Origin of the sequence: Leisingera sp. JC1 (assembly GCF_001679925.1) — a bacterium.
In the GTDB taxonomy this organism is placed as follows: domain Bacteria; phylum Pseudomonadota; class Alphaproteobacteria; order Rhodobacterales; family Rhodobacteraceae; genus Leisingera.
Window position 1 is genome coordinate 154,016 of the sequence record NZ_LYUZ01000001.1, and the last position, 20,910, is coordinate 174,925.

The following is a 20,910-nucleotide window of genomic DNA, read 5'->3' on the forward strand; positions in this document are numbered from 1 at the left end:
GGATCAGATGCCCAGCTTTTGCGAAAGGTCGATCATACGCTGCACCGCCACGCGGGCCTTTTCGGCGACTTCGGGGTCCACCTCGACCGGCTCGGTCATGGTGTGCAGCGACCACAGGACTTTCTCCAGCGTGATCTTCTTCATATAGGGGCACATGTTGCAGGGGCCGACGAATTCCACCTCCGGCAGCTGGTCGGCAATGTTCGACGCCATCGAGCATTCGGTGATCAGCAGCGCCTTTTCAGGTTTCTCGTCGGTTACGTATTTGACAATGCCGCTGGTGGAGCCGGAGAAATCGGCCTCTGCCACCACATCCGGCGGGCATTCCGGGTGGGCGATCAGCCGGGTGCCCGGGTTCCATTCACGGAAGTCGCGCAGGTCCTTTGCGGTGTACTGCTCATGCACGATGCAGGAGCCTTCCCACCAGACGATGTTCTTTTCCGGAACCTGCTGGGCAATGTTCTGGGCCAGGTACTGGTCCGGCGTCATGATGATGGTGTCTTCTTCCATCGCGGCAACAATCTGCGAGGCGTTGGAAGAGGTGCAGCAGATGTCGGAGGCGGCTTTGACCTCGGCGGTGGTGTTCACATAGGTGACCACCGGCGCCCCCGGGTAGCGGCGGCGCATTTCCGCGACACCTTCGGCAGTGATGCTTTCTGCCAGTGAGCAGCCTGCCTCCATGTCGGGGATCAGCACGGTTTTCCCCGGGCTCAGGATCTTGGAGGTCTCGGCCATGAAATGCACACCGCATTGCACGATCACGTCAGCCTCGACCCTGGTCGCTTCGATTGCCAATTGAAGGCTGTCGCCGACCACGTCCGAGATGCCGTGATAGATTTCAGGCGTCATGTAGTTATGTGCCAGAATCACCGCGTTGCGTTGCTTTTTCAGCTCCAGAATCGCCGCAACATAAGGTGCATGAGTGGCCCATTCGATGGGGTTCACAACCCGGTCCATGCGGGCATAGACGTTTGCCATCTGCTCGGCCAGGGCCGGATTGGGAGCCAGATCATAGTGGTTGGCGAGCTGATCCCGCATGGATTGCAGGTCGAACATGGCGTATCCTCAAGGTTGCGTCCGGGGTGACACTTTGGGCGGGGGTTGTTTCATGTTCACATCATCCGCGCAAGCGCGTGTGAGCGGAAACGGAGCCAAATGCGGTGATTTGGCGCTAACAGGCGGCATCTCAGGGAAGCCGTTGTTTCTCAGATGGGTATTGGCAGCATGATTTTCCAGCCGGATTGCCGTTTTTGGCTGTCCCAGCGTCCTCTCCTGTGATTTGGAGCCGCGCAAAGCCATGTTAGACCGGGCTGGTATGTGGCCCTTGGGAGAGTGACCGGACGCGATGAATGATCTGTGGGCAGGACTGAGCCAGGCCTTTTGGCTGCTGGTGACGCTGGACGCGGATCTGGTGGAGATCACCCTGCGTTCCTTGCGGGTGACATTGACAGCGCTGGTGGTAGCCTGTGCCATAGCGCTGCCGCTGGCAGCCTTTCTGGCGGTGCGCCGGTTCCGGATGCGGCGGGCAACGATTGCGGTGCTGAATGCGCTGATGGGCCTCCCGCCAGTGGTGGTGGGGCTGGTGGTCTATGTGTTTCTGTCCCGTGCCGGGCCTTTCGGCGTATTCGGCCTGCTTTTCACCCCGACGGCGATGATCATCGCGCAAGTGATCATCGTGGTGCCGCTGGTGGCCTCGGTTGCGCATCAGAGCTTGCGCGAGCTGTGGAGCGACTATCACGACCTGCTGATCTCTATGAACGCGACCCAGTTCCAGCGCATTCAGGCGCTGTTGTGGGATGGGCGGCGGGCGCTGCTGACCGCAGCCCTGGCAGGCTTTGGCCGCGCGATCGGCGAAGTGGGCGCGATCATGGTGGTCGGCGGCAATATCGACCACGCAACGCGGGTGCTGACAACGGCGATTGCACTGGAAACCGGCAAGGGCGAATTTGCAATGGCGCTGGGGCTGGGCTTTGTGCTTATTGCGCTGGCGATTGCGGTCAACCTGGCTATCCACTGGCTGGGCCGTACTGAGAGCGAGGGGCGCTGGTGATGCAGATGTTCCCGCTGAAGGCCACCGGCGCTCAGGTGCGCCGCCGCGGCAAGGTGCTAGTCGGCCCGGTAGATCTGACGCTGGGCGGGCAGGGCACCTCAATCATCATTGGTCCGAATGGCGCTGGCAAGACCACGCTGCTGAAAATGCTGCATGGCATCGTGCGGATGAATGGCGGAAGTCTGGACTGGGCCTGCCCGCTGGAGGAGGCGCAGAAGCATCAGGCCTTTGTGTTTCAGACCCCGGTGATGATGCGGCGTTCAGTGATCGACAACATCGCTTATCCGCTGCGTCTGACAGGATTGAGCCGCCGCCAGGCCCGCTCGCGGGCTGCGGACTGGGCTGCCCGTGTCGGCTTGGGCGAAATTCTGGAGCGTCAGGCCACTATGCTGTCAGGCGGCGAGCGGCAGAAGCTGGCGCTGGCCCGTGCGCTGGTGCGCGAACCGCAGGTGCTGTTCCTGGATGAACCCTGCGCGGCGCTGGACGGCAGGGCTACGCGCGAGATCGAGGAAATTCTCGCTCATGCCGCCGGCAGCGGCACCCGGCTGATCATGTCCACCCACAACATGGGCCAGGCCCGGCGGCTGGCGGATGAAGTGATTTTCGTCCTGCAGGGCCGCATCCACGAATTCCGCCCGGCAGCAGAGTTTTTTGCCGGGCCTGAAACCGCGCAAGCGCGCGCATTTTTGAATGGAGATATTGTCGAATGAAACGTCTGATTTTGGGCGCTGTTGCCTCTCTGGTCTGGACTACGGCGGCGCTGGCCGAAGAGATGAAGGTGGCGGTGACCACCTCTTTCCACAATTCCGGGCTGGCTGAGATCCTTTTGCCGGAGATCAAGGAGGATCTTGGCCTGGATGTGCAGCTGTTGGTTGTCGGCACCGGGCAGGCGATCCGCCTGGGGGAGGCGGGCGACGTTGATGCGATCCTGGTGCATTCAAAAAAGGCTGAGGAGAAATTCCTGGAGGGCGGCAATGGCACTCACCGCCGCGAAATCATGTACAATGATTTTGTTCTCATCGGACCTGAAAATGATACGGCAGGGGTTGCCAGCGCTGAAAATGCTGCCCGTGCGTTGCAGATGATTGCCGGAGCTGAGGCAGTTTTTGTCAGCCGCGGCGACGACAGTGGCACGCACAAGAAGGAGCTGAGCCTCTGGAAGACTGCAGGTCTGGAGGCTGAGGGCTTTGGTGAGTGGTACCGCGCAGTTGGCGCTGGCATGGGGGCCGCGCTCAATACCGCTGCGGGCATGGACGCCTATATCATGTCCGACCGAGCCAGCTGGCTGAATTTCGGTAACAAGGGTGGTCTGAAGCTGCTGTTCGCAGGCGACCCGGTGCTGTTCAACCAATACGCCTATATTCCGGTGAACCCGGATAAGCATGCCCATGTGAAGAACAGCCTGGCATTGAAACTGGAGGAATGGTTGGTCTCGGACAAAGCCAAGGAACTTATCAACGGCTACCAGATCAATGGTGAAACTCTGTTTGTTTTTAACGCCCGGCAATGACTTGACCTGAACTGGTTAAACACAGCCCCTGCCTTGGCAGGGGCTTTTTTTTGTGCTGCTGGAAAGCGCCCTCAGCTTTCGCCGCCTACGGTAAGTGTCACCCTGTCTCCGGCAAACCAGGTGCGGCCGAACTCAACAGGGCGCCCCTTCGGATCTGCGTTGATGCCTGTGGTGCGCAGGATCGGGCTGCCTTCTGCGATCTTAAGATGCAAGGCTTGGGTCGCTGTTGCCAGCTTGGCTGTGATCCGGGTTTCGATCCTTGTGTAATCCTCCACCCCGCAATGCCTGAGCGCGGCTGTGACCGACGATTGTTCCTGCAATGCCTCTAGGATAGTGGGGAAGCGGTAAGCCGGGAAAATGCTCTGGAACAGGGCAACCGGCTGGCTGTCCGCAAGTGACAGGCCGTCATAGACATGCACAAGGCTGCCCGGATCAAGCTGCAGCGCATTGGCCTCGCGCGGAGAAGCTGCCCGTGTTTCCAGTGTCAGTATCCGTTTGGCCGGGCTTCGCCCTTCACGGGTCAGATTCTGGTGGAACCGCACCCGCTTTCCGATCGGATAATCCGTTGGTTTGGCGGCCACAAAAACTCCGGCGCCGCGGCGCGAGTGGACCAATCCCTGTTCCGCCATTTCCGACAACGCCCGGCGCACGGTGTGCCGGTTTACCCCGAAACGCGCTGACAGCTGCGCTTCAGCGGGAAGCTTGCCGCCGGTTTCATACCGGCCTTGCGCGATGTCGTCGGTCAGGGCGATCGCGATGGACTTCCAAACGGGAGTGCGGGCCATGTCACTGAACTTTCACAAATCTGGGATTGCACCGGAGAAGGTGACTCGGGTAATATTTGTATAGTTGTATAGATAATGCCGACAACTTTGCCAAGAGGCTTAGACAAATGAACACCAATTTTTCTGCAGAAGACCGCAAGGGCTGGATGAGCCTTCTGGCCTCTTCTGAAGAAGCCCGGCTGACTGAGCTGTGGCAAGATTACGGGTTGGACCCGGATTTTGAGTTCCTCCGCGCGCCCGAAGTTGGCGGAATCATGATCCGCGGTCGAATGGGCGGTACTGGTGCCCCTTTCAATGCGGGTGAAATGACCGTCACACGATGCGCACTTTCACTATCGGACGGCACTGTCGGCCATGGCTATGTGCAGGGCCGCTGCAAAGCGAAGGCGGAGATTGCAGCCAAGATTGATGCGCTGATGCAGACCGGCGCTGCTGAGGCCTTGAACGAAGCTGTTCTGGTGCCGCTGGCGAAAGCGCGGCAGGCGCAGAAAACGGCCCGCGCGTCCAAGGCTGCGGCAACAAAGGTTGAGTTCTTTACGATGGTGCGGGGAGAGGATTGATGGATCAGCAATCCCGGAACACTGTTTTCGCAGGCGGTTTCAGCAACCCGCCAGTCGCTGCCGCGCATGCTTTCCGAGCGGCGATGAGCGCGATGGCCCGCCCCGGCCAAGTGCAGGAAATCGCAGGCGCAACACCACCGGAAGGGGTTTCGGTGGCTGCAGGCAGCCTGTTGCTGACTTTGTGCGACCCGGAAACCGGCGTGTACCTGGCGCCTGATGTGGACAGCGAGGCCTTGCGCGGCTGGGTGGCCTTTAACACGGGCGCGCCGATTGTTGCCGCTGAGCTGGCGGATTTTGCCTTAGGGGGATGGCAGCAGCTGCAGCCGCTCAACCGCTTTCGCACCGGAACCGCGGAGTATCCTGACCGCTCGGCCACGCTGATCATCGAGATGCACCGCCTGGATGTGCCGAATGCGATCCTGAGCGGCCCGGGGATCAAAGATACGGCTCGCATGCAAGTGCCCGAACTTGCCGCGCTTCAAGCTAACGCAGCCTTGTATCCGCTGGGGAGGGACTTCTTCTTCACTTCAGGATCGCAGGTTGCGGCCCTGCCGCGGTCCACTCAAGTCATTGCGGAGGCCTAAGCGATGTATGTTGCAGTAAAAGGTGGCGAACGCGCCATTGAAAATGCCCATGCCTGGCTGGCCGAAGAGCGCCGGGGTGACACCGGTGTCGCGGAGCTTTCTCTTGCTCAGATCCGCGAGCAGCTGAGCCTTGCAGTAAACCGGGTGATGGCTGAAGGATCCTTGTATGACCCCGATCTTGCCGCGCTGGCAATCAAACAGGCGCGAGGTGATCTGATCGAAGCCATTTTCCTGGTCCGCGCCTATCGCACTACTCTGCCGCGGTTCGGTTCCTCAAGGCCGGTGGAAACCAGCGGGATGGCCTGCGACCGGCGGATTTCGGCGACATTTAAGGATGCGCCGGGCGGCCAGGTGCTGGGGCCAACATTCGACTACACCCACCGTTTGCTGGATTTCAAACTCGCCGCCGAAGGCGACGTTCCCGAAGCCCCGGCTGCCGAGCCGCGCATGGAAACCACGCCGCATATCACGGCCTTTCTGCAGGGGGAGGACATCATCGAGCGTGAGCCATTTTCGGACGATGTGCCGGGCGATCTGACGCGCGAGCCGATGGCGTTTCCCGCGGGCAGGGCAGTGCGTCTGCAATCGCTGACCCGTGGCGACGAGGGGTTCATCCTCGGTATGGCTTACTCCACCCAACGCGGATATGCGCGCAACCATGCCTTTGTCGGAGAGCTGCGCATCGGCGTTGTGCCGGTGGAAATGGAAATTCCGGAACTCGGCTTTTGCATTGAGATAGGCGAGGTGGAGCTAACCGAATGCGAGACGGTGAACCAGTTCAAGGGTTCCAAAACAGTGCCGCCGCAGTTCACCCGCGGCTACGGCCTGGTTTTTGGCCAGTCCGAGCGCAAATCGATCGCCATGGCGTTGGTAGACAGGGCGCTGCGCTGGGAAGAGCTGGGAGAGGACAATCTGGGGGCACCTGCACAGGATGAGGAGTTTGTCCTGAGCCACTCAGACAATATCCAAGCTACTGGATTTCTGGAGCACATCAAGCTGCCGCATTACGTGGATTTTCAGTCTGAACTGGAACTGGTCCGCAAGCTGCGCCGTGAAGCCGCGGAACTGGCTGAAACGCTGGCGTCAAGGGAGGCGGCGGAATGAGTTCAGTCGCAACCTCCGCCTCCGTCGCCGCCACCATCGCAACTGTTATGTCCAACGAAACCAAATGCCCCGCCAGCATCGGAACTGCTTGTTCTGCGAGGGGTGGTTTTGCGCGTTGGCGTGCGAATGATTTGAACGACTACGAAAACCGCAAAGGCGAAAAGCAGAATGGCGACGACAGGAATGTCTTGCAAAGCCAATGCTCCTTCAATTGGGCGGAAAAGGAAAAGCCATGAGCGATTACAGCTTCGCATATCTGGACGAGCAAACCAAGCGGATGATCCGCCGGGCAATCCTGAAGGGGTTGGCGGTGCCGGGCTATCAAGTGCCCTTTGCCAGCCGAGAGATGCCGATGCCCTACGGCTGGGGCACCGGCGGCGTGCAAGTTTCGGCCGCGACGCTGACCCCGGACGACACGCTGAAAGTGATCGACCAGGGTGCCGATGACACCACCAACGCGGTCTCGATCCGCAAGTTTTTTGAAAAGACGGCCGGCGTTGACACTACTGAAAAGACGGCGGAAGCCAGCGTCATTCAGACCCGTCATAGGATCCCGGAGGCAGAACTGACCGAGGATCAGATCCTAGTTTATCAGGTGCCGATCCCGGAGCCGCTGCGCTTTCTGGAGCCCCGCGAGAGCGAGACCCGCAAGATGCATGCGCTTGAGGAGTACGGGCTGATGCATGTGAAATTGTATGAGGATATCAGCCAGCATGGCGCCATTGCCACGGCTTACGCCTATCCGGTCAAGGTGGAGGGGCGCTATGTGATGGACCCTTCGCCGATTCCCAAATTCGACAATCCCAAGATGGAAATGGCGGCAATCCAGCTGTTCGGCGCGGGCCGGGAACAGCGTATTTATGCGCTGCCGCCTTATACTCAGGTCGTCTCTCTGGACTTTGAGGATTATCCGTTTGAGGCCAGCAAGGCTGATCATCCCTGTGATCTCTGCGGGGCAGAGGACAGCTACTTGGACGAGGTCATTCTGGATGATGCTGGCAGCCGGATGTTTGTTTGCTCGGATACTGATTACTGCCGGTCGCGGCGCGAAGCGGGCCATTCCGGCCGTCTGGGTGAGGAGGCCGTGTGATGACACCTTTGCTGCAAGTGAAAAACATCAAGAAACTTTACGGCGCACGGATCGGCTGCACGGATGTGACGTTTGATTTGTACCCCGGCGAAGTCATGGGGATTGTCGGGGAAAGCGGCTCGGGAAAATCGACGCTGCTGAACAGCTTGGCGGGCCACCTGGCACCGGATTGTGGTGAGGTCATCTTTGACACGCGCGCGAACGGGCCGGTGGACACAGTAACCATGTCCGAACCGGAGCGGCGGATGCTGGCGCGTACAGACTGGGCCTTTGTCCACCAGCACGCCCGCGACGGTCTGCGGATGTCGGTTTCTGCTGGCGGCAACATCGGTGAACGGCTGATGGCTGTGGGAGACCGCCATTATGGCTCGATCCGGGAAAGGGCGGCTGACTGGCTGGGGCGGGTTGAGATCAGCGAGAACCGGATTGACGATCGCCCTTCCGCGTTCTCTGGCGGCATGCAGCAGCGTCTGCAGATTGCCCGCAACCTCGTCACAGGCCCGCGGCTTGTCTTCATGGATGAACCGACCGGCGGGCTGGATGTCTCAGTCCAGGCACGCCTTCTTGACCTCTTGCGCGGGCTGGTGCGGGAAATGGGGCTGAGCGCCATTATCGTCACCCATGATCTGGCCGTGGTGCGGCTGCTGGCCGACCGGCTGATGGTTATGAAAGATGGCCGTGTGGTGGAAACCGGGCTGACCGACCAAGTGCTGGACGATCCCCAGCACAGCTATACCCAGCTGCTGGTTTCCAGCGTGCTGCAAGTCTGAGGGTAAGGCCATGATTGAACTGAACAATGTGAGCAAGAGTTTCATCTTGCATAACCAGGGTGGCGCAGTGATCCCGGTGATGCAAAACGCAACGCTATGTTTAAAACCCGGAGAATGTGTCGGGCTGACTGGAGTATCCGGTGCGGGCAAATCCACGCTGATGCGGGTGATCTATGGCAACTACCTGGCTGCCTCTGGCAGTGTAGTGGTTGGCGGTGTCGATGTGGCCAAGGCCGAGCCGCGCGAAATCCTCGCGCTGCGCCGCGAAACCTTGGGATATGTCAGCCAGTTCTTGCGTGTCGTTCCGCGGGTGCCGACTTTGGATGTCGTAGCTGAGCCCTTGCTGGCAGTTGGCACTCCAGTGGGCCAAGCTCGTGACAAGGCGGCCTCTTTGCTGGCTCAGCTCAACATCCAGGAACGGCTTTGGGGTCTTAGCCCAACGACTTTTTCCGGCGGAGAACAGCAGCGGGTGAATATCGCCCGAGGCTTTGCCTACGATTATCCTGCGATGCTTCTGGATGAGCCAACAGCCAGCCTCGATGCGCAAAACCGGGCTACTGTTCTGGGCCTGATCGAGACCGCCAAGGCACGGGGGGCGGCCATTATCGGGATCTTTCACGACGAGTCCGCCCGCGCGCAGGTCTGTGACCGCTTTGTGGATGTCTCCGCCTTTTCACCCAAGGCAGCGGCATGAGTGCGGCGCGAAAAAAAGGCCCGGTCATTGCCGTGGTCGGGCCGTCCGGTGTCGGCAAGGACAGCTTGATGTCCGCCCTCGCGGTCTCCGGCCCTCAATTGCGCCTAATGCGCCGGGTCATCACCCGCGCGCCGGAGGCGGGCGGGGAAGATTACCAGCCGGTGAGCGAGGCGGAGTTTTCAGCCTTGGCTGAAAACGGCGTGTTTGCCCTGCATTGGCAAGCACATGGGCTGCACTACGGCATACCGCGCGATATCGAGAAACTACGTGAAGACTGCGGCGGAGTGCTGGTGAACCTCTCGCGTGCCGTGCTGCTGGAGGCGCAAGAGGTGTTCGGGGATTTCATCGTGCTGTCGGTTGCCGCGCGGCCTGAGGTTTTGGCGCAAAGGCTTGCGGCAAGGGGGCGGGAGGGCGCTAGAGAAGTGCAGCACCGTCTGGCCCGCGCGAAAAAACCGCTGCCAACAGGCTTGCGCAGGGTCCATCAGATCGACAACAGCGGCGCTCTCAGCACAGCGGTAAACGCTGCACTGGCAGTTATTCAGCCGGAGAGTGCATAGCGGTGGATCAGGTGAAATCTTCCATTCGGCGCTTCGCCCATCAGTGCCAGACCACCGATCACAAAAGGCGCAGGCAACAATGGGATCAGGTGCTTGTGCAGAGCGGCCTCCACTGCGGGCAGTTCTGGTTTGGGCAGCTTTCCTGTCAGGGTAATATGAAAACGGAACTGATTGAGAACATACGGGTAGCCCCAGCGGGTGAGGTTTTCGTCCTGCTCCGGTGTCAGGCCTGCAGCGCGGCGGCGGTCCAGGTCTGCCGTGGACAGCGGTGCTCGAAACATGTCGAGTTCAGTCACGCAATTTGCTGCAAGCTTGTTCAATGCAAACTGGTCACCGGTTGGGCGCAAAGCGAGAAAACGGCCAAGGCGGGCCAAGTGAAGGCCTTCAAACCTAACTGGCTTGTGCGAAGACGCAAAGGTTTTGCAGGCGGCTTCAAGCGCTGCCTGTGTCTGCCCTTCGGCCAGGTGCATCGGCGGCTTCATCGTCGCGTGCAGCCCATATTTCCGCGGCACTTCGGTGATCGCGCCAATGTCCAGCCCTGCAATGTCCGGATGCGGCAGACACGTGCCCGTTTCCATGTCCCAGCCGAGCCAGCTGGCTGCAAACTTGCTCCAGTCCGCATCTGTGGGTGGGGCGTAATAGATCGCGTATCGCGTGAATGTCACATTGGCCTCCTAAACGTGGCCTTCCATAGCTCGAAAGATGTGAAGTTCAGATGACAGAAGAGATGATCCTTGCCAATGCTGCACTGGTGCTTCCGGGCGAGATCCGGACCGGCAGTGTGAAAGTTACGGGCGGTGTGATAGCAGACATTTCCGGCGGAGCATCGGTCCCGGCGGGGGCTGTGGATTGCCAAGGGGATTTTGTTAGCCCTGGCCTGGTGGAGCTGCACACGGACAACTTAGAACGCCATATACAGCCTCGCCCGAAGGTGGACTGGCCGCATGCCAGTGCCATTATTGCTCATGACGCGGAGCTCGCGGGGACCGGCATCACTACTGTTTTTGACGCTATGCGTGTAGGTTCCATCAGCCGCCGGGAAAGCCGTTATGGCGCGTATGCACGGCGATTGGCATCTGAGCTTCTGGAACTGCGCACTGCAAACGCTTTGAAAATCTCGCATTTCCTGCACCTTCGGGCGGAGGTCTGCACTGATACGCTGGTGGAGGAACTGAATGCCTTCGGAGAAGAAGATCGAGTCGGGCTGGTCTCTCTCATGGATCACACGCCGGGCCAGCGCCAGTTTCGCGATCTCTCCAAGCTGGAGCAATATGTAAAAGGTAAACACGGTTTTGATGATGCTGCCTTTCAATCGCATGTCGCGCATCTGATGGAGCTGCAGGAAACTTATGGCACGTTGCATGAAGCGGCGGCTGTTGCCGCGGCCAAGCGGTTTGGTGCAGTGCTGGCGAGCCACGACGACACAACAGCGGCTCAGGTGGCGGTGTCCGCAGGCCATGGGATCCGCCTAGCTGAGTTTCCAACAACGGTGGAGGCCGCACAGGCGTGCCGGGTGCAAGGCATCAAGGTCATGATGGGAGCACCAAACCTGATCCGAGGCGGCTCGCATTCAGGCAACGTCGCCGCGCATGAATTGGCGGACCTGGAACTGCTGGACATTCTTTCATCTGACTATGTGCCCGCCGCGCTGTTAATGTCTGCGGTCAAGCTGGGCGAGCTATGGGGTGATTTGGCGCGGGGATTGGGCACAGTGACCCATGCTCCTGCTGCTGCGGTCGGGCTTGATGACCGCGGGCGGCTGGAAACAGGCAAACGTGCCGACCTGATCCGGTTCAGCATGCAGGCGGGAGCACCCGCTTTGCGTGGCGTCTGGGCCCGCGGGCTGCGGGTCGCTTAGATACGGTGAGCCAGGGGCCGCCGAAGGCCGCATTCAGCTGGCGCGATAAAACATGTAGCGCCCGGGAGGGATGCCGCCCGGGCCGCTCAACTCTTCAAAGCCGGTCAACGGCTGGCCGGAAACGATGATCCCGCCAGGGGCCATGACTTGAGCAATGACTGGAGAGAGTGCGGCCGCTTCGGCAACGTCCTTTTCCTTGACGCCGAAACCGAAGTCATAGTGTGCGAGAGCGATCTTGTGACCGCTTGCCGCAAGCTGCTCAAGCATCGCTCTGGCTTCGCCTTGAAGGAAGTCCTGCTCCGGCGGGACACAGGACGGATGGCATTGCAGAATTCTGTCAATCACCCAAATCCGGCGGGTGCTCATGATCTCGCGCAGGTGGTCATAGGTGCGTCCGTTGCCGAGCCCCATATCCAGAACATCGCCACTGACCGGGTTGACCTGTTCCGCGGCCCAGTTCAATCCGTCGCGCTGGGCAGTCAGACGGCGCAGCATTGAATCGAGACGGCTCATTCAAGACATCCTTTCGTCATAGATCCAGGCCTCGCCCGGGCCATCGAGCAGCCGCTTTGCGAGCGCGCCGATGAAGGACCAGATTGCCTCATCGTGGACTAGGTGGTGTGTGAGGAGACCATAGGGTTCCGCATTATCCGCATCCCCAGTGCGGCGGTCGCGCAGTTGGCGGGCCACCTGTGCTGTCAACTGATCAACTGGCAGCAACCCACGCCCGCCTTTCCAGTCGACCGGATCCAGATGAGTGTTCACCCGCAGCAGGCCGGAAGCGGGTTTGGCAGCCTTACGGGGAGTGAAGGTCGACACAGCAGTGTAGCCGGCGCCTGCCAGCCAAGTCAGCATTTCCGGCGAAATCCGGTTCCACGGCGGCACAAACATTGGCCGCAAGCAACTGCCAAACAAGTCCTGCATCGCGGTCAGGCCGCGCTCGGCATCATCCAGCAGTTCGTCCAGCGGACGGTGCGCACCGAATTCGGCTTTCTTTTCACCTGCTGGGGCGTGGTTCTGGTGGGCCCAGCCGTGGACGACCGGGATGAGTGTTGGGTGCTCCGCGACGAAACGGGCCAGATCAGCTGTCGCGCCTTGCGGGATTACAGCCAAATGCACCGGCAGATCCAGGTCCGCTGAGAGCGCGGCCAACCGTTCCAGTTCAGAAGATTGGGACATTGCATCATCGTCCCGCCACCACAGGGGCAGCCTTAGCCCTGCCAGTTGCCAGTTGTCCAGTTCCCGGTCCAGCCCGCTCCAATCCGGTGTCATTCGCGCCCTCCCGCAAGTTCTGCGGCAATCTCCACGCTCCGGGCTGCTCCGTCAAMCCTGAAACCGCCTGCAAGCCGCGGCGGTGCCTGCATTGCCGTTTTGACCGCAGCGCATAGCGTTTCAGGGGAAAGGCTTGCAGTTTCAAGGATCTCTATGCCATTCAATGGTGCGAGACTGGCCGCGCGCAAGCTTTGTTCTGTCTCGTTTCCCGCGTCGAAGGGCACAAAAACAGCAGGCGTGCCAGCCTGCAAAATATCCAGTGCAGTATTGTAGCCGCACATGCTGACCGAGGCTGAGGCGTGTGAAAGCATCTGGCGGAAGTCCTGACGGGCAGGCTCCAGCAGGGCAGGGGACCTGGACTTGGAAAACTCTGCAATGCGAACATTGGCATCTGAGCCGCCAACGAGCAATCGCCAGGGCGTGCCGGGCATCAGTTTGGCGGCCTCTAGGGCGCAGCGATAGAGCGGTGTTCCCACGCTGCCGCCGCCTGCGCTCACAAGCACTTCGCCTGCGCCTGCCTGATCAGGGTGAGAGCCGGCAGCGGTAGGGGCGACATACCCCGTGTAACGCAGCTTGGGTGCCAGTAAATCAGAGACCGGCCAGCTGGCGTTGAGCCGGGTGGCTGCGGGATCGGAGTGAACCAGCACGGCGTCAAAGTACTTAGCGATCACCGCGTCGGCCTTTTCTGCTTTCTCCGGTTTGGAAGGAGGGGCGAGGATGTCGCGGATGGAGGACAGGACCACAGGCCGCAGAGGCAATGTTCTGGCAGTTTCAAGCAGAGCCAGAAATTCCTTCCGTAGGGAACGGCGGCCGAATGGGTAAAGCTCAGTAATCAACACATCAGGTTGCAAATTACGCAGTGCAGCGCAAATGGCTGTCTGGCGTCGTGCAAAATATGCCTCATCAGAAGGCGTACTGTTTTCTGCCAGGAGGCGAGTGAAGTTTACCCCGTCGGAGCGCAACGGAGGCAGCTGAAGCAAATCAATCCCGTTGGTGTTGAGCTGCGGTGCCGGGAAACCGCCAGAAACGACTTGCACCCTGTGGCCTGCTTTGATGAAAGCCCGGGCCAACGTGAGAGCCCTGGACAAGTGGCCAGTACCCAGCAGATGCGTGACGGCAATCAGAACTTTCATGAGCCCCCCTTGCGGAGCAGCCGAACCGGGTCCGGCCAGGGACGAAGGCCTCGACCATCAACCTCGACTACAAACAGACGGTTCCGTTTTATGCGGAATGGTGCGGGGCCTTCGAAACCCCAACCGTGCGCCCGCGCCAGGATCATCCGCATGATACCGATATGGCAAACAGCAACAGAATCCTGTTTCAGCGCATAAAGCCAAGGTTCAATACGGGACCAGACTTCCGCCGGGCTCTCCCCGCCTGGCGGACGGTAATTCCAGCCCCATTCTTCAATATCGCGAAAGCCGCTGCCCGGAACAGCTTTCAGATCCAAACCGCGGAGCCCTTCCCAATCTCCCCAGTTCATTTCGATGAGTTCAGATGCTGTTCTTGGCTTGTGTCCGGTGATGAGCAGGGCGGTTTCCGCTGCACGCGTCAGCGGACTGGACCAAAGCTCTGCCTGCCGCCAATCCTCTGGCAGGGTGTAGCTGCTCAGCTCTGCCCGGGCTGCATTGTCCAGGGGTATGTCACTGCGGCCTTGGATGCGGCCGGCACGGTTCCAGGCAGTATGCCCGTGGCGCAATAGAGCAAGCCGGATCATGCGGAGAGGTCCATCATCGGCAAAACAGTCTTCCAAAAAATCCGGGCGGCGGAGGGAGCAAGGTGATTGGTTGAAACATAGTGGCGGGCATCCTTGGCAGTTTCTGCACGCAGCTCAGGGTTTGCAAGCAGCCGGGCGGTAAAGAATGCGAGTGCCTGGGCGCCTGCTTCCGGCGCCGGGTATGCCTTGGGCAGCAATACATCCCGCACTCCGGGGCGGTCCTGAGCCGCAACTGGCAGCCCATGGGCCTGGGCTTCCAGATAAACCATGCCAAAGGCTTCATTCACTCCGGGCCACAGAAACAAGCTGGCATTTGTATAGGCCGCCGCCAATTCCGCGCGAGTGAGTTGGCCCAGAAAGCGGACCCTCTCCGCAAAGGGGGCCATCAAAGCCTCGACCTCAGCCCGAGCCGGGCCGTCGCCTGCGATATTCAGGCGCCATTCCCCGGGCAGGTAGGCGAGCGTTTCTGCTATGATGCTATATGAAGCCAGTTTGTCGCCCTGGCGCATCATGCCTGCTGCCAGGATGGGGCCGTTCAGGGAAGAGAGAACCGGCAGCCCGTCACGCGGAAGGAAGGGCGGCAGGCAAGTGATGATCTGGCACCCGTGCCGGTCACGATCCAGCGCAAACCGGTCCTGTTCTGTGAAATGGAAAATTGCATCTGCAGCATCAGCGGCCGCATGGGCCGCCTTGGCGAATTCGGCCCAGGGGCCGGTCAAGCGCTTTTGGGCGCGGGTGGATTCGATCTGCACATAGGGGATGCCACGGGCTCGTGCCACAGCGGGGCCAATCAGGTCCGGGGCCTTGTAGTAGTTGTGATACGTGACCCAGAGGTCCGCTTTAGGCATTTCTGCAATCAAACGGCGGATCTCGCCGTCCGCTTTGGCGCGCAGGTCGGATTGCTGCTCTCTGTCGCCGTGCTTGTCATAGATCCTAAGATCCGAAGCAAGCTGCACCTCTGCGCGGCTGGACTTGAATAGCGCTATAAGGTTGCGTGCTATCTCGCGGTCGCCGGAAGGTACAGGGTGGTGCGGCGGTTTCATCGGCGCGTAGAAGATAACCCGCTTTCCGGCTCCCGGCAGCATTGAGTTCAGCCGTTCTTCAGCATGGAATTCAGCCGTTTCGAAAGTTGGGCAATTCCAGGATCCATCCCGAAATCGCTGCGCAAACGGACCAAAGCGGACTGGGCCATTTCTGACAGTTTCTGAGGGTGCCGGGCAGCAGAGAGCAGACTCTCCGCCAGCTCCTCAGGGCTGTCTTCGCTCAAAAGTCCATGAATTCCGTGGTCTATGAACTCCGGGATCGCTGAGACAGGGGTCGACAGGATCGGCAAAGCTTGAGAGGCCGCCTCCATCAGCACATTCGGCAGCCCGTCCCGATCACCATCGGCTGCCACCCGGCTAGGCAGCACTAACAGGTCTGATGAGCGCATTGCCTCAATCACCTCCGGCTGGTCGCAGGCACCGCGCCAGGTGATGCGATCCGCTATGCCTGCATCTTCTGCCATACCTTGCAAAAGGTCACCCAGCCCGCCACCGCCGATGTGAGTCCAGTGCCAGTCAAGTCCTGCAGGCAGCAAAGCCAGTGCTGATATCAGGCGGTCGAACCCCTTCTTTTCGACCAAGCGGCCGACAGACATGAAGCGAACAGGGTCGTGAGGCAGGCGCGGCCGGCGTTCAGGCGGCGCAGGAAAACGGGTCAGGTCCAGCCCGTGATAGACCAGATCAACACGTTCTGGTGTATCCGCCATTTCCTGAAGATGCTTGGCACCAAAGCCAGTGCACGTGGCACCAAATGCTGCGCCGTAATGGGCAGCGGAGAGCTTCTCCTGAATTTCCCACTCGGGTGAGGTCCAGATGTCCTTGGCGTGGGCGGAAAAGCTCCACGGCAGCCCCCGCATGATTGCTGCATAACGAGCCACAGATGACGGAGTGTGCAGGAAATGCGCGTAGAGGCCCAGAATCTCGCCCGGCATTTCTGCCGCCAGAACACAAGCCTGGCCGAAGCGGCGTATTCGGTTCTGTGTCGCGTCACGGCGCAAGTCAGCGCGCCAAATGCGGTAGGCCTCGCCGTATCCAGGAAATTGCTGAGCAATTTCGCGCGCGCGCCAGACCCGGACCGGTTCTTCATGCAGATACTCAGGCAGGTAATTTACTCGCGCCCTCAGCTGTGAATGCAACGGATGACGCTTGACGTCCGTAGGGTGGCGCAACGACCAGATCTCAAAGGTATGGCCAGCGGCCTCGAGGGCAACCAGTTCCTGAGCGATGAAGGTTTCGGACAGGCGCGGCCAGCCCTTTACCACTACCGCAAGGGGCGGGCGGGCAGTGTTCATTCAGCGGCCTCTTTGTGTGTGTCCTGAAGCAGCGCGGTGACGCGCCGGGTCACATAGTCGAGACCGTCCAGCAGCCCCTCGGAACCAGCGGCTGAGGGCGGGGGCTGGGTTGCCAGTGCACGGATCGCCTTGGCCAGTGCTGGCGCGGTCCAGCCATCCCGAACCTCATCCAACATGGTTGTCAGACCGATCTCTTCAGCCCGGCTGGCGCGTATCCACTGCTCCAGCCGAGGGGTGGTGCGAGGCACGATAACGGCAGGCTTGTCAAAAGAAAGAACCTCGCAAAACGTGTTGTAACCGCCCATGCAGACCACTCCCTGAGCGCCGGCAAACAAAGTCTCAATCTGAGATTCGAAGCCGACGGCGGTGACGCGGCCATTCAGCTGTGCAACCCGCTCCTCAAAATCCTGACGGGTTTCGCCGGACAGAAAGGGGCCATAGACCAGTACCGCACGCGGGGAGAGGCTCGGGTCGGCTTCATATGCCGACAGCACAAGATCCACCATCATCTCGCCATCGCCACCACCGCCGGGGGTAACCAGCAGATACGGCTGCTCGGGCGGTTCTCCAACCTGGCCAAGATCGCGGCGCAGGTAGCCGGTCCAATGCATGCGGGCTTGCATCTCTGCAGTGAAGGGCAGTCCTGCGGTCGGGTCATACACGGACCGGGGGCCATAGACCCAGATCTCATCGTAGAAATCACGGGTGGCCTCGACCGCGTGCTTGCGTTCCCATTCCGCGGCCAGCACCTCCGGCTCATCAAGCACATCCCGCAAGCCCAGCACCATCCTGCAGCGGCCGCGGGATTTCAGAAGGTCCAGCGCTGGCATCAGCTCGCCGCGAAATCCGGTGGGTTCCTTGTCGGCGACGAGCACGTCAGGATCGTATTGCTCGACGGTGGAGCGGATCAGGGCCGCGCGCAGCTCGGCGGTTTCCTCGATGCTCATGCCCATGGTGCGCGACGCGTAGGATCCGTCAGAACGCTTGATCACACCAGGCAGCCGCACATGGTCGACGCGGGACGGGAATGAGAACCTGCCTGCTACCGGAGACCCGGTAAGGATCAGCGCCGAAGCTTCGGGGTTTGCGGCCGTTATTGCTCCGGCCAGCGCGCGTGAACGCCGCAGATGACCCAGCCCGAAAGTGTCGTGGCTGTAGAACATGATCCGGGGACCACGCTTTCCCGCGTCCGAATTGGGTTGGGTGAAGCCCGCGTCTGTCATTTGACTACCTTAAGGGAGTTCTGGGCTGCTTCCATCAAAGGGTATGCCTCGGCGGCTGAGGAGGCACGCCAGCTCATGCTGCTGGCCGTCTCCGGGCGCGTGCTTTCATGCTCGGCCATCTTTCGCCTCAGTTTGCGCGTCCTATGTCCATTTGCGGCAGGGCGCGGTCAGTATTTGCTTTAGCCGCCTGAGGTCCTTGCAGATTGCCGGCCGGGACCGCGGCATTGTGGTGCTAAGCCCGATGGGCAGATATTTGAATTTGTATAGCCCGGAGCCGGGGTGCATGCAATCATGCGGCATTGTTGCAAGGCGCACGGTAATTTGCGCGCGCGCCATTTGCGCAACGCTCCGGCAGATGGTTAATTTGACACGAGTTTCCATAAGGATAGCCGGTCATGCAGCTTTTTTTCTTTCGGTTTTTGCTCTGTCTGCTGCTGGCGGGCGGGCTGACAGCTCACACCAGCGCGCAAGAAAGTGACGCTGGGAGTGCAGAGGCACTGTCCCGAGCAATTGAGCAAGCGGCCGAAAGCGGTGTGAACGTACTGGTTGTTGACAGCAGCGGGAGGTTGCTGAATGTGCCGCCTGAAGGCGGGCAGCCGACTGATCATTCTGCATCGGGAGCGATGGAGCAGCCGTCGGCCTTGATGAAGGCGCAGTCCAAAGTTGCAGCGTTCCGGGCAGAACTGAACAGCCGGCTGGAAGCACTGCCCTATTCAGTCTTTGAAATGCAATACATCCTGCGCCAGACCAGCCCTGACGGGCGCATTATGACTTATGTGGAAGTGCTGGGCTGGAGTGTGCTGTTCCTTCTGATCGGACGTTGGCTGTCGGTGGAGATATACGGCAAGCGGTTTGCCAAGAAGTTCGTGGTCTCACGGATCCGTGAAACTCCGGAAGGGTATCAGGAAAAGATGCCGTTTCTTGTTTTCCGTTTCCTCATGGGACTTGGGGCCACGGTTTTTGCAATGATCTTTGCGGCGCTGACCTCGTATCTGATATTTGGCGCTTCAGGTGATCCGTCCGTCGAGTTTACCGTTACAGCGATATACACAGCATATTTCCTCGCACGCACCGTGTCGGACTTGTGGCGAATGGTTTTGTCGCCATTTCTGGCGCAGTACCGTATCCCGGTGTTTTCCGACCGGGATGCCAAGCGGCTTTATATTTGGGCCTCTTTGCTGGCAACCTACGACATTTCGTCAACACTGTTTGCAACCTGGGTTGGCGATTTCGGTCTTAATTACAACGTTTATGCACTGGTCTACGGCGTTCTGGCATTGGTGGCGACGCTGGGTAATTTGCTGATGGTGCTGGTCAATGGCAGTGCCATTTCCAATGCCATCCGCGCTGGCCGCCTGCCGGAGGACTGCTCATGGCTGGTGCGAATTCTGGCATTGGCCTGGGCTCCAGTACTGATGACTTACATGGTCTTCGGCTGGCTAAAGCTGGCGTTTGACCTCGTTCTTGAGCATGAAGTCTCCATACCGCTGATGGCTGGCAGTTATTTCGTTCTGACTACGATCCTGGTGGTTTATGGGGCGATCAACTATGTCATCGAAAGGTACTTCCGCCGCAGCCTTGCCTTTCAATCCGCAGCAGCGCCATCAGCTGAGGAAAGTGCCGCGCCGGTCGCAGGCGGAGATTCTTCTAAGAATGGAAATGCACAGGCGGGCGATGCGGCTGCGGAGTTGGAAGACGAAGCGGAATTCCCCCTGAAGCCAAAGCATCCAATCGCCACTTACGAAGACCTCGCTCGCAGAGTTGCAGGCATTCTCGCCTTTGTTGTTGGGGCTTATTCGCTGGTAATTGTCTGGAACCCGGACGCCAGCTGGCTCAGGACCACTGCTGCAGAGCGGGTGGTGGATGTGACTGTCATCCTGTTTATCGGCTACATCGTCTATCATCTTTTCCGGATTTGGATCGACAGCAAGATTGACGAGGAAGTGGGCGATGTTCCGGAGGCTGAGCTGGGCGATGAAGGCGGAGCTGGCGGCGCCAGCCGGCTGGCGACCCTGCTGCCCCTGTTCCGCGGCGCAATTCTGGCGGTGGTTCTGGTGTCGATTGTTCTGATCCTGCTCTTGGAGCTGGGGATCAATGTCAGTCCGCTGTTCGCTGGCGCCGGCGTAGTAGGCTTGGCTGTGGGCTTTGGCTCGCAGACACTTGTACGGGATATTTTTTCCGGCGCATTCTTCTTGATCGACGACGCTTTCCGGAAGGGTGAGTATATCGACATCGGGGACGTGAAGGGCACAGTCGAAAAGATATCTGTCCGCTCCTTTCAGCTGCGCCATCACTTGGGCGCGCTGCACACCATTCCTTTTGGGGAGATCAAAGTCCTGACCAACTATTCCCGGGATTGGGTGATGATGAAGCTGCCCCTGCGAGTGACCTACGACACCGACGTGGAAAAGGTCAGGAAGCTGATCAAGAAACTTGGGCAAAAACTGATGGACGACCCCGTTGTTGGCCATACCTTCATACAGCCTCTTAAGTCGCAGGGGGTGATCGAGATGCAGGACTCTGCAATGATCATCCGGGTGAAGTTCATGACCAAGCCGGGGGACCAGTGGATTGTACGCAAACGGGTTTACCAGGAGATCCGTGAATTGTTTGCAATTGAAGGCGTCAAGTTTGCGCATCGTGAAGTGACGGTACGCCTTGCCCCGGATCAGGCGGATGAGGTGACACCAAAACAAAAAGAGGCTGCTCTGGGGGCCGTTCAGGCCGCTATAGACGAAGACTTGCTTGAGGACATGGGAGGTTCCGGCGGCGATGACCGTTGACTCTCTTCTCCAGTTTGC

The 20,910-nt window shown here is 59.8% G+C and carries 23 protein-coding genes; 13 read left to right on the plus strand and 10 right to left on the minus strand.

The window, feature by feature from the left end; all coding sequences use genetic code 11:
- Window positions 1-3 precede the first annotated feature (3 nt).
- Window positions 4-1,056 carry a quinolinate synthase NadA gene (gene nadA, locus A9D60_RS00730; RefSeq protein WP_065265824.1) on the minus strand — a complete coding sequence of 351 codons (1,053 nt, stop codon included), beginning with the start codon at window positions 1,054-1,056 and terminating at the stop codon, window positions 4-6.
- A 289-nt stretch (window positions 1,057-1,345) separates the two neighbouring features.
- Between nadA and A9D60_RS00735 the strand changes: the two genes are divergently transcribed.
- From A9D60_RS00735 to A9D60_RS00745, 3 genes are read left to right on the plus strand one after another with little or no spacing between them, the layout of a single operon-like run.
- The gene (locus A9D60_RS00735) at window positions 1,346-2,050 is read left to right on the plus strand and encodes an ABC transporter permease (RefSeq protein WP_039181403.1); all 705 of its coding nucleotides are present in this window, start codon (window positions 1,346-1,348) and stop codon (window positions 2,048-2,050) included.
- A complete protein-coding gene (locus A9D60_RS00740) occupies window positions 2,050-2,760 on the plus strand; it encodes an ATP-binding cassette domain-containing protein (RefSeq protein WP_065265825.1) in 711 nt (236 codons plus the stop codon). The genes A9D60_RS00735 and A9D60_RS00740 overlap by 1 nt, the downstream gene beginning before the upstream one ends.
- Window positions 2,757-3,560, plus strand: coding sequence for a substrate-binding domain-containing protein (locus A9D60_RS00745; protein WP_065265826.1), 804 nt, complete (start codon window positions 2,757-2,759; stop codon window positions 3,558-3,560). The genes A9D60_RS00740 and A9D60_RS00745 overlap by 4 nt, the downstream gene beginning before the upstream one ends.
- Window positions 3,561-3,631: 71 nt before the next feature.
- Here A9D60_RS00745 and phnF read toward each other — a convergent pair whose 3' ends face one another.
- Window positions 3,632-4,345 (minus strand): phosphonate metabolism transcriptional regulator PhnF, encoded by a 714-nt coding sequence (phnF, locus tag A9D60_RS00750; protein WP_065265827.1) that lies wholly within the window; start codon window positions 4,343-4,345, stop codon window positions 3,632-3,634.
- 107 nt (window positions 4,346-4,452) lie between these two features.
- Here phnF and phnG point away from each other — a divergent pair, with 107 nt between their 5' ends.
- Genes phnG through phnN form a run of 8 tightly spaced genes read left to right on the plus strand, consistent with a single transcriptional unit; the run spans window position 4,453 to window position 9,704 of the window.
- Window positions 4,453-4,905 (plus strand): phosphonate C-P lyase system protein PhnG, encoded by a 453-nt coding sequence (phnG, locus tag A9D60_RS00755; RefSeq protein ID WP_065265828.1) that lies wholly within the window; start codon window positions 4,453-4,455, stop codon window positions 4,903-4,905.
- A complete protein-coding gene (gene phnH / locus A9D60_RS00760) occupies window positions 4,905-5,489 on the plus strand; it encodes a phosphonate C-P lyase system protein PhnH (protein ID WP_065265829.1) in 585 nt (194 codons plus the stop codon). The genes phnG and phnH overlap by 1 nt, the downstream gene beginning before the upstream one ends.
- A gap of 3 nt (window positions 5,490-5,492) precedes the next feature.
- Window positions 5,493-6,593 (plus strand): carbon-phosphorus lyase complex subunit PhnI, encoded by a 1,101-nt coding sequence (locus A9D60_RS00765; RefSeq protein ID WP_065265830.1) that lies wholly within the window; start codon window positions 5,493-5,495, stop codon window positions 6,591-6,593.
- A complete protein-coding gene (locus A9D60_RS00770; RefSeq protein WP_065265831.1) occupies window positions 6,590-6,829 on the plus strand; it encodes a hypothetical protein in 240 nt (79 codons plus the stop codon). The genes A9D60_RS00765 and A9D60_RS00770 overlap by 4 nt, the downstream gene beginning before the upstream one ends.
- Window positions 6,826-7,683 carry an alpha-D-ribose 1-methylphosphonate 5-phosphate C-P-lyase PhnJ gene (locus A9D60_RS00775; protein WP_065265832.1) on the plus strand — a complete coding sequence of 286 codons (858 nt, stop codon included), beginning with the start codon at window positions 6,826-6,828 and terminating at the stop codon, window positions 7,681-7,683. The genes A9D60_RS00770 and A9D60_RS00775 overlap by 4 nt, the downstream gene beginning before the upstream one ends.
- Window positions 7,683-8,453, plus strand: a complete 771-nt coding sequence (gene phnK, locus A9D60_RS00780) for a phosphonate C-P lyase system protein PhnK (RefSeq protein WP_065265833.1) — start codon at window positions 7,683-7,685, stop codon at window positions 8,451-8,453. Before A9D60_RS00775 ends, phnK begins: the two co-directional genes overlap by 1 nt.
- 10 nt (window positions 8,454-8,463) lie before the next feature.
- The gene (phnL, locus tag A9D60_RS00785; RefSeq protein ID WP_065265834.1) at window positions 8,464-9,147 is read left to right on the plus strand and encodes a phosphonate C-P lyase system protein PhnL; all 684 of its coding nucleotides are present in this window, start codon (window positions 8,464-8,466) and stop codon (window positions 9,145-9,147) included.
- On the plus strand, window positions 9,144-9,704 hold the full coding sequence (gene phnN / locus A9D60_RS00790; RefSeq protein WP_065265835.1) for a phosphonate metabolism protein/1,5-bisphosphokinase (PRPP-forming) PhnN: 561 nt from the start codon (window positions 9,144-9,146) through the stop codon (window positions 9,702-9,704). The genes phnL and phnN overlap by 4 nt, the downstream gene beginning before the upstream one ends.
- Here phnN and A9D60_RS00795 read toward each other — a convergent pair.
- Window positions 9,686-10,369, minus strand: coding sequence for a DUF1045 domain-containing protein (locus tag A9D60_RS00795; RefSeq protein WP_065265836.1), 684 nt, complete (start codon window positions 10,367-10,369; stop codon window positions 9,686-9,688). The genes phnN and A9D60_RS00795 overlap by 19 nt on opposite strands.
- Before the next feature lie 50 nt (window positions 10,370-10,419).
- On the opposite strand from A9D60_RS00795, the gene A9D60_RS00800 reads away from it, so the two are divergent.
- A complete protein-coding gene (locus A9D60_RS00800) occupies window positions 10,420-11,562 on the plus strand; it encodes an alpha-D-ribose 1-methylphosphonate 5-triphosphate diphosphatase (protein WP_065265837.1) in 1,143 nt (380 codons plus the stop codon).
- Between the two features lie 33 nt (window positions 11,563-11,595).
- Here the strand turns inward: A9D60_RS00800 and A9D60_RS00805 are convergent, their stop codons facing one another.
- Genes A9D60_RS00805 through A9D60_RS00835 form a run of 7 tightly spaced genes read right to left on the minus strand, consistent with a single transcriptional unit; the run spans window position 11,596 to window position 18,109 of the window.
- A complete protein-coding gene (locus A9D60_RS00805) occupies window positions 11,596-12,075 on the minus strand; it encodes a class I SAM-dependent methyltransferase (protein ID WP_065265838.1) in 480 nt (159 codons plus the stop codon).
- Window positions 12,076-12,834 carry a polysaccharide deacetylase family protein gene (locus tag A9D60_RS00810; protein WP_065265839.1) on the minus strand — a complete coding sequence of 253 codons (759 nt, stop codon included), beginning with the start codon at window positions 12,832-12,834 and terminating at the stop codon, window positions 12,076-12,078.
- Window positions 12,831-13,967, minus strand: coding sequence for a glycosyltransferase family protein (locus A9D60_RS00815; RefSeq protein ID WP_065265840.1), 1,137 nt, complete (start codon window positions 13,965-13,967; stop codon window positions 12,831-12,833). The genes A9D60_RS00810 and A9D60_RS00815 overlap by 4 nt, the downstream gene beginning before the upstream one ends.
- On the minus strand, window positions 13,964-14,551 hold the full coding sequence (locus tag A9D60_RS00820; RefSeq protein WP_065265841.1) for a histidine phosphatase family protein: 588 nt from the start codon (window positions 14,549-14,551) through the stop codon (window positions 13,964-13,966). Before A9D60_RS00820 ends, A9D60_RS00815 begins: the two co-directional genes overlap by 4 nt.
- Window positions 14,548-15,636: a glycosyltransferase family 4 protein gene (locus tag A9D60_RS00825; RefSeq protein WP_065265842.1), complete on the minus strand. Its 1,089-nt coding sequence runs from the start codon at window positions 15,634-15,636 to the stop codon at window positions 14,548-14,550. Before A9D60_RS00825 ends, A9D60_RS00820 begins: the two co-directional genes overlap by 4 nt.
- Before the next feature lie 5 nt (window positions 15,637-15,641).
- Entirely contained in the window at window positions 15,642-16,886 is a 1,245-nt protein-coding gene (locus A9D60_RS00830) for a glycosyltransferase (protein WP_065265843.1), read from the minus strand.
- A complete protein-coding gene (locus A9D60_RS00835) occupies window positions 16,883-18,109 on the minus strand; it encodes a glycosyltransferase family protein (protein ID WP_254656600.1) in 1,227 nt (408 codons plus the stop codon). Before A9D60_RS00835 ends, A9D60_RS00830 begins: the two co-directional genes overlap by 4 nt.
- Before the next feature lie 395 nt (window positions 18,110-18,504).
- Between A9D60_RS00835 and A9D60_RS00840 the strand changes: the two genes are divergently transcribed.
- Window positions 18,505-20,892: a mechanosensitive ion channel family protein gene (locus A9D60_RS00840; RefSeq protein ID WP_065265845.1), complete on the plus strand. Its 2,388-nt coding sequence runs from the start codon at window positions 18,505-18,507 to the stop codon at window positions 20,890-20,892.
- The last annotated feature ends 18 nt before the right edge of the window (window positions 20,893-20,910 follow it).

What these genes read in the sequence shown, in the direction of transcription:
- nadA (WP_065265824.1), bottom strand. Translation starts at nt 1,056, where the DNA reads ATGTTCGACCTGCAATCCATGCGGGATCAGCTCGCCAACCACTATGAT.
- A9D60_RS00735 (WP_039181403.1), top strand. Translation starts at nt 1,346, where the DNA reads ATGAATGATCTGTGGGCAGGACTGAGCCAGGCCTTTTGGCTGCTGGTG.
- A9D60_RS00740 (WP_065265825.1), top strand. Translation starts at nt 2,050, where the DNA reads ATGCAGATGTTCCCGCTGAAGGCCACCGGCGCTCAGGTGCGCCGCCGC.
- A9D60_RS00745 (WP_065265826.1), top strand. Translation starts at nt 2,757, where the DNA reads ATGAAACGTCTGATTTTGGGCGCTGTTGCCTCTCTGGTCTGGACTACG.
- phnF (WP_065265827.1), bottom strand. Translation starts at nt 4,345, where the DNA reads ATGGCCCGCACTCCCGTTTGGAAGTCCATCGCGATCGCCCTGACCGAC.
- phnG (WP_065265828.1), top strand. Translation starts at nt 4,453, where the DNA reads ATGAACACCAATTTTTCTGCAGAAGACCGCAAGGGCTGGATGAGCCTT.
- phnH (WP_065265829.1), top strand. Translation starts at nt 4,905, where the DNA reads ATGGATCAGCAATCCCGGAACACTGTTTTCGCAGGCGGTTTCAGCAAC.
- A9D60_RS00765 (WP_065265830.1), top strand. Translation starts at nt 5,493, where the DNA reads ATGTATGTTGCAGTAAAAGGTGGCGAACGCGCCATTGAAAATGCCCAT.
- A9D60_RS00770 (WP_065265831.1), top strand. Translation starts at nt 6,590, where the DNA reads ATGAGTTCAGTCGCAACCTCCGCCTCCGTCGCCGCCACCATCGCAACT.
- A9D60_RS00775 (WP_065265832.1), top strand. Translation starts at nt 6,826, where the DNA reads ATGAGCGATTACAGCTTCGCATATCTGGACGAGCAAACCAAGCGGATG.
- phnK (WP_065265833.1), top strand. Translation starts at nt 7,683, where the DNA reads ATGACACCTTTGCTGCAAGTGAAAAACATCAAGAAACTTTACGGCGCA.
- phnL (WP_065265834.1), top strand. Translation starts at nt 8,464, where the DNA reads ATGATTGAACTGAACAATGTGAGCAAGAGTTTCATCTTGCATAACCAG.
- phnN (WP_065265835.1), top strand. Translation starts at nt 9,144, where the DNA reads ATGAGTGCGGCGCGAAAAAAAGGCCCGGTCATTGCCGTGGTCGGGCCG.
- A9D60_RS00800 (WP_065265837.1), top strand. Translation starts at nt 10,420, where the DNA reads ATGACAGAAGAGATGATCCTTGCCAATGCTGCACTGGTGCTTCCGGGC.
- A9D60_RS00805 (WP_065265838.1), bottom strand. Translation starts at nt 12,075, where the DNA reads ATGAGCCGTCTCGATTCAATGCTGCGCCGTCTGACTGCCCAGCGCGAC.
- A9D60_RS00810 (WP_065265839.1), bottom strand. Translation starts at nt 12,834, where the DNA reads ATGACACCGGATTGGAGCGGGCTGGACCGGGAACTGGACAACTGGCAA.
- A9D60_RS00820 (WP_065265841.1), bottom strand. Translation starts at nt 14,551, where the DNA reads ATGATCCGGCTTGCTCTATTGCGCCACGGGCATACTGCCTGGAACCGT.
- A9D60_RS00825 (WP_065265842.1), bottom strand. Translation starts at nt 15,636, where the DNA reads ATGCTGCCGGGAGCCGGAAAGCGGGTTATCTTCTACGCGCCGATGAAA.
- A9D60_RS00830 (WP_065265843.1), bottom strand. Translation starts at nt 16,886, where the DNA reads ATGAACACTGCCCGCCCGCCCCTTGCGGTAGTGGTAAAGGGCTGGCCG.
- A9D60_RS00835 (WP_254656600.1), bottom strand. Translation starts at nt 18,109, where the DNA reads ATGACAGACGCGGGCTTCACCCAACCCAATTCGGACGCGGGAAAGCGT.
- A9D60_RS00840 (WP_065265845.1), top strand. Translation starts at nt 18,505, where the DNA reads ATGCAGCTTTTTTTCTTTCGGTTTTTGCTCTGTCTGCTGCTGGCGGGC.